We start from the raw sequence: 5,151 nt of genomic DNA on the forward strand, positions 1-5,151 counted from the left end.
TCATGGCCACGGCGTAGGTGCGGCCCTCGTCCGTCAGCTCCACGGAGCCGTACGGCGCGTGGACAATCAATCCCTGGGAGCTCAGTTTGCGCATCGCATCAGACACCGATGACATGCGCAAACCCGTCTGCCGGGAGATCGACGTCGCCGTAACAGGTTCGGACGACCATTCCGTGAGACTCCAGATCACCTTCAGGTAGTTCTGGGTCGAGGTCGACAGATCACTCACGGACATGTGCACCACTCTATACGGGTTGCGTTCTTTTCTTGCCGCGCCCTTGCATCGCCTGGATCATCGCAGCAGTGATCACCAGCAGGATCGCCGTGAACTTCAGCCCCGAGATGTGTTCCGACAGCAGCAGCCAGCCGAAGAACGCGGCGATGGCGGGTTCGAGGGAAAGGAGGATGGCGAAGGTGTTGGGGGTGAGGCGTCGTAAAGCAATAAGCTCCAGCGAGTACGGAACGAGCGACGCGAGAACGGCGGTGCCTAACGCTATGCCGAAGAGGCGGGTGTCCGCCATGATCGTGAGTGAACCTTGCCAGCCGAGCGGCATGAGGGCCATGCCGCCGATGAACAGCGCAACCGCGAGGCCACCCTGGCCGGGCACCGAACTGCCCGCGCGCTTGGAAGCAAGGATATACAAGGCCCAGAACATGCCCGCTGCCAGCGTGAACGCAACGCCAACCGGGTCGAGTGGATAGCCGTTGTAGGAGTTGATGCCCAGCAGCAGCATGCCGGTGAGCGCAAGGGCCACGCACACCGCATCACGCACAGAACGCGACAACAGGGCAGCGAGGGTCAACGGCCCCAAGAACTCGATGGTCACCGCGGTACCCAGCGGGATCCGTTCGAGCGCGGTGTAGAAAGAGCCGTTCATAAACCCCATTGTCAGCCCAAACGTAATCACGGCGCGCCACTGCTGCGCATGCCACTCCCAGAAACGAGGGCGACTAGCCACAAGAAGAATCACGGCAGCGAGCAGCAGACGCAAAGACGCCGTGGCCCAACTGCCCGCGTGCGGAAACAGTTCAACCGCCAACGCGGCCCCAAGCTGCAGCGAAATGCACGAGCCGATGATGCACGCAACACCAAGCGGTGAGGTCGGAGTTGAAGCGGTCATGGCGGTTCAGTCTATGCAGGCCATGAGTTAAACTTTGAATCCGTGACTACCTCTCCAACAGCTAATGCACATCCGCGCCCTGTTCTTGTTGTGGATTTCGGCGCGCAGTATGCGCAGCTCATTGCCCGTCGAGTGCGTGAAGCGCGTATCTATTCTGAGGTCGTGCCGCACACGATCACGGCGGAAGAATTGAAAGCTAAGGATCCGGTTGCGCTCGTGCTGTCTGGTGGCCCGTCGTCCGTGTATGAGGATGGTGCACCGAAGCTTGACCCGGCGATTTTCGAGCTTGGTTTGCCCACGTTTGGCATTTGTTACGGCTTCCAGGTGATGACTCAGGCGCTGGGTGGCACCGTGGCCAAGACCGGTTCGCGCGAGTACGGCCGCACGAAGATGGATGTGTGTGGTGGCGTGCTCCACGCCGGTTTGGCGGAGCAGCACTCTGTGTGGATGAGCCACGGTGATTCCGTGACGCAGGCGCCGGAAGGCTTCGAGGTCACTGCTTCTTCGGAGGGTGCGCCGGTCGCCGCGTTTGAGAACGCGGAGCAGCGCATGGCGGGAGTGCAGTATCACCCGGAGGTTATGCACTCGCCACACGGTCAGCAGGTGCTCACTCGCTTCCTCACGGAGATCGCGGGACTCGAACAGACCTGGACTGCGTCGAATATTGCAGAGCAGCTTATCGACGCAGTCTTGGCCCAAATCGGCCCCGACGGCCACGCCATCTGTGGCCTGTCTGGTGGCGTGGACTCCGCCGTGGCGGCGGCGCTCGTGCAGCGCGCTATCGGCGACCGCCTGACCTGCGTGTTCGTGGACCACGGTCTGCTTCGTCAGGGCGAGCGCGAGCAGGTGAAGAAGGACTTCGTAGCTGCCACCGGCGCGAAGCTGGTGACAGTGGATGAGCGCGACGCCTTCCTGGGCAAACTCGCCGGCGTGACCGAGCCGGAGGCGAAGCGCAAGGCGATTGGTGCGGAGTTCATCCGTTCCTTCGAGCGCGCAGTGGCTTCCGTGCTGGAGGGTGAGGACGTTGGCTTCCTCGTCCAGGGCACCCTATACCCGGACGTTGTGGAATCCGGTGGTGGCACAGGAACCGCGAACATCAAGAGCCACCACAACGTGGGTGGCCTGCCGGATGATGTGGAGTTTGAGCTCGTTGAGCCGCTGCGTCTTCTGTTTAAGGATGAGGTCCGTGCAGTCGGCCGGGAACTGGGTCTGCCGGAGGTCATTGTGAACCGCCAGCCGTTCCCGGGCCCAGGCCTGGGCATCCGCATTGTCGGCGAGGTCACTTCGGAGCGCTTGGAAACCTTGCGCAAGGCCGACGCTATTGCCCGCGAGGAACTGACCCACGCCGGCCTGGATGATCAGATTTGGCAGTGCCCGGTGGTCCTACTCGCGGACGTCCGCTCCGTCGGCGTCCAGGGTGATGGCCGCACCTATGGCCATCCGATCGTGCTGCGCCCAGTCGCTTCCGAAGACGCGATGACCGCCGACTGGGTGCGCGTGCCGTACGAGGTGCTGGAGACGATCTCCACCCGCATCACCAACGAGGTAGAGGACGTCAACCGCGTGGTCCTGGACATTACGTCCAAGCCACCGGGAACCATCGAGTGGGAGTAAACCTGGGAGGTTTACTCGGCAAACTGCGCGGACACGGACCCGATGCGGTGCTCCACATTAATTGTGAGCAGCTCTCCGTCCTTGTCCGCGTTTTGCTTTCCTGTGGGGCAGGTGGTTTCGCCGATGGTGGCCTGGCAGTGCACCTCAACCGGAACGTTGCTGGGCAGGATGATGTTGATCTCGCCGATGCCGTTGTTGAAGTTGACGGTCTTCGGCTCCTTGAGTGGCGCCAGGTCCGAGAGATCAACGCGCAGTTCGCCGACGAGGTTGTTGACGTCAGGGATGGTTTGAGCGTCCTCGTATGTCAGATGCACTTCGCCGATGCGGTCGGCGACACCAGGGGCAAACACGACAGGTGTTGCAATGATCAGCGCCAGAGGAATCCACAGCCACAGGCGTGAGCCTTTCTTCTTTCTCGACTCCGGTTCCACGGCGGGTTCCGGTGCTGGTTCAGGATCGGGCAGGTGCCATAGTCCTGGCGCCGCGCCCAGCGGGTCCCACGCTGGGGGAGTTGGGGTTGCAGGCTCCGGGCCGGCGGGGTGTTCGTAGCCCTCCGGCGGGGTGAACTGGGCCGTCACCGGCGGCTCAGGCTGCGCTTTCGGTGGGCGAGGCGCGTGCTCAGCCGGCGGCACCACGAGCCCTTCGGGCGGAACCGGCGTGCGCTGGTGCAGCGCCCACCAGGCCACCGCCGCGAGAGCCAGCCCACCAAGGGAAGAGAACACGAGTTCGCCGTCAGTGGCCACGGACAAGGTGGGGAAGAAGATAATGAGTAGCACCAGAAGGCCCCAGCCAGTGGTGCGGTCTTCGCGCTCCGCGTCCGTCAGTTCTTCCTTCGGCCGCGAGATCACCTGCGCGGGGCAGGAGGACATGCCAAAGCGTGGCATGAGGAATCCGCACAGGATGTAGGTGAATAGGCCAACACCAAACACGAAGGACAAGGCCACAAACGCCACGCGGATGAGCAAAGCGTCGATACGGTAACGCACCGCGATGCCTTCGCAGATACCGGCGATAACTGCGTTTCCGCCCTGCTTGGAGGGGATGCGGGGAGGGCGGGTGTCCCACATTTCTTTCAGCGTCTCGTTCATGGTTCCAGTATGAAAGGCAGGGGTGCGTAGCGGTATCGGGAATGACCCTGGTTTTTGGATTTCAGGGTTTACCCTGATTCGCGCCGCGAATAAGCATGCGAAGATAAGCGCATGTCCAATTCCAACGAGGAGACCCGTGCTTACCCGCGTTTTGTGCGCGTGGAGCAAGGCCGGGTTGTTGCCGGGGTCGCGGCGGGGTTGTCGGTGCATGTGCGTATCGACGTCACCTGGGTCCGCCTCGCCCTCACCCTCACGTCCTTCCTCGGAGGGATGGGGATTTTGCTGTATGCGGCGCTGTGGGTGTTCAGCCCGGTAGGTGTGCCGCAGCAGCCAGTGATTGACCGCTACCGCGTCGGTGGTGCTGCTCATGCACTCATGATCGTGGGGGCGTTTGCGCTGTGGGCGCTTTCGGCGGGCGGTGGTGGCTGGCTTTTCATCGTGATTGCTCTGGTGGCTCTCGGTGCGGTGTTGGCCTGGCAGGCCTATGACCGTGACATGCGTACCACGGGGTCTGTTGTGCTGTTGGTTTGTGGCGCGGCGTTGGTCATGGTCGGAGTGGTGGTCATCGCGCTGATGGGGGACCGTGGCGGTATAACCGGTGTGATTTTGGCGGTGCTGGCCTCAGTATCCGGTGTAGGCATTCTGGTGGTGCCGCTGATTGTGCGGCTGTTCCGCTCACTCGTGCAGGAACGTGAGGAGAAAGCGGTGGCGGACCAGCACGCTGTTATTGCTGCTCATCTGCATGATTCGGTGCTGCAGACGCTCGCGCTCATTCAGAAGCGCGCGGGTGATGCGGAGGAGGTTGCGCGTCTTGCACGTGGTCAGGAGCGTGAGTTGCGGGCCTGGCTTTATGGCTCCCCTTCGGCTCCCGCGAGCCTCTTTTCTGCCCTTAATACCGCGGCGTCTGACGTCGACGACATGTTTAACGTGCGCATCCGTCCGGTCACCGTTGGGGAAGACCTAGAGATGAATGCTGGCGTGGAACCCGTCGTCCTGGCCGCCCGGGAGGCGATGGTCAACGCGGCGAAACATTCGGGTGCGACCGCCATCGACGTGTACGTGGAGCACCTTGCGGGTGAGCTCAGCGTGTTCGTTCGCGATCGCGGAACCGGGTTTGACCTGGATGCCATCCCGGAAGACCGGCACGGCATCCGCGATTCCATCACTGGCCGTATGGAGGGCGCTGGCGGCACCGCGGTGGTGAAAACCGCGCCGGGCGAAGGTACAGAAGTGGCACTCACGTTGTCGCTGTAAGGTCGAGATCATGCAGCCAGTCCGCGTTTTTCTTGTCGACGATCACTCCGTCTTCCGCTCCGGCGTCCGCGCCG

5 protein-coding genes are annotated in these 5,151 nt (G+C 62.5%); 2 read left to right on the top strand and 3 right to left on the bottom strand.

The features are described 5' to 3' along the window. Both Q0X21_RS09915 and Q0X21_RS09920 read right to left on the bottom strand, forming a co-directional pair. On the bottom strand, window positions 1-235 hold a 235-nt coding region (locus Q0X21_RS09915; protein ID WP_367172834.1), incomplete at its 3' end, for a metal-dependent transcriptional regulator. Window positions 236-245: 10 nt separating this feature from the next. Next, on the bottom strand, window positions 246-1,121 hold the full coding sequence (locus Q0X21_RS09920; RefSeq protein ID WP_102723964.1) for a DMT family transporter: 876 nt from the start codon (window positions 1,119-1,121) through the stop codon (window positions 246-248). Between the two features lie 42 nt (window positions 1,122-1,163). Here Q0X21_RS09920 and guaA point away from each other — a divergent pair, with 42 nt between their 5' ends. After that, on the top strand, window positions 1,164-2,735 hold the full coding sequence (guaA, locus tag Q0X21_RS09925; RefSeq protein WP_297851717.1) for a glutamine-hydrolyzing GMP synthase: 1,572 nt from the start codon (window positions 1,164-1,166) through the stop codon (window positions 2,733-2,735). Between the two features lie 11 nt (window positions 2,736-2,746). Here guaA and Q0X21_RS09930 read toward each other — a convergent pair whose 3' ends face one another. After that, on the bottom strand, window positions 2,747-3,823 hold the full coding sequence (locus Q0X21_RS09930; RefSeq protein ID WP_297851718.1) for a PspC domain-containing protein: 1,077 nt from the start codon (window positions 3,821-3,823) through the stop codon (window positions 2,747-2,749). 111 nt (window positions 3,824-3,934) lie between these two features. Between Q0X21_RS09930 and Q0X21_RS09935 the strand changes: the two genes are divergently transcribed. Then, window positions 3,935-5,077, top strand: coding sequence for an ATP-binding protein (locus Q0X21_RS09935; RefSeq protein ID WP_297851719.1), 1,143 nt, complete (start codon window positions 3,935-3,937; stop codon window positions 5,075-5,077). The last annotated feature ends 74 nt before the right edge of the window (window positions 5,078-5,151 follow it).

Source organism: uncultured Corynebacterium sp. (assembly GCF_947253065.1).
In the GTDB taxonomy this organism is placed as follows: domain Bacteria; phylum Actinomycetota; class Actinomycetes; order Mycobacteriales; family Mycobacteriaceae; genus Corynebacterium.